General features: G+C 58.0%; 1 protein-coding gene. It reads left to right on the top strand.

Annotated elements, in window-relative coordinates:
• Positions 1-741, top strand: a 741-nt coding sequence (locus tag DDE13_RS22600; RefSeq protein WP_111406410.1) for an IS110 family transposase, incomplete at both ends; no start/stop codon positions are given.

The following is a 741-nucleotide window of genomic DNA, read 5'->3' as shown; positions in this document are numbered from 1 at the left end:
CACCGACACCTTCCCCGCCACCAACCCTGGCTACGTGGCGATTTCAGAGTTCATGGCAACCTACGGTGTCACCACCGTCGGTGTGGAAGGAACCAGCTCCTATGGAGCAGGCCTGACACGCCACCTTCGCACCCAGAAATACTCAGTCGTAGAAGTCTTACGCCCTACCCGGGCCGTTCGACGTCGGGACGGCAAATCAGACCCCGTTGATGCTGTCGCTGCCGCCCGCCAGGTGCTCACCGGGGAAGCCTTAAGCATCCCGAAAGACACTTCCGGGCCAGTGGAATCCCTCCGTGGGTTGCAGATCACCCGCCGTCAGCTCGTGATGACAGCAGCGAAACTAATGACAACGATCAAATCGTTGCTGGTCACAGCACCCGATGAGATTCGACGCCGCTATAGTGCGATGCCCCCACTGGTCATGGTGGAGGCCTTGTCCCGGTGCCGACCATCAGCTGACCTGGCCGATCCCAGAAATGGGGTGCTCCTCGCGTTGAAGACATTCGCCACCACCTATCGTGATTTACATAAACAGGGCACGCAGCTGGAAAAACACATCAGTATCCTGGTTGAGATGATCAATCCGCATGTGACCTCGATATTTGGGTGTGGCGCCGTGGTGGCTGCTGATCTGATTGTCAGTGTGGGGGATAATCCAAGCCGGATTCACTCCGAGGCAGCATTAGCTCATCTGTGCGGGGTCGCACCGATTCCGGCTAGTTCTGGACGGACTCATCGGCA

The organism is Meridianimarinicoccus zhengii, from assembly GCF_003254465.1.
In the GTDB taxonomy this organism is placed as follows: Bacteria; Pseudomonadota; Alphaproteobacteria; order Rhodobacterales; family Rhodobacteraceae; genus Meridianimarinicoccus; species Meridianimarinicoccus zhengii.
Note: the sequence above shows the minus strand (reverse complement) of the source record. Positions and strands in the feature narration are given on the sequence as shown.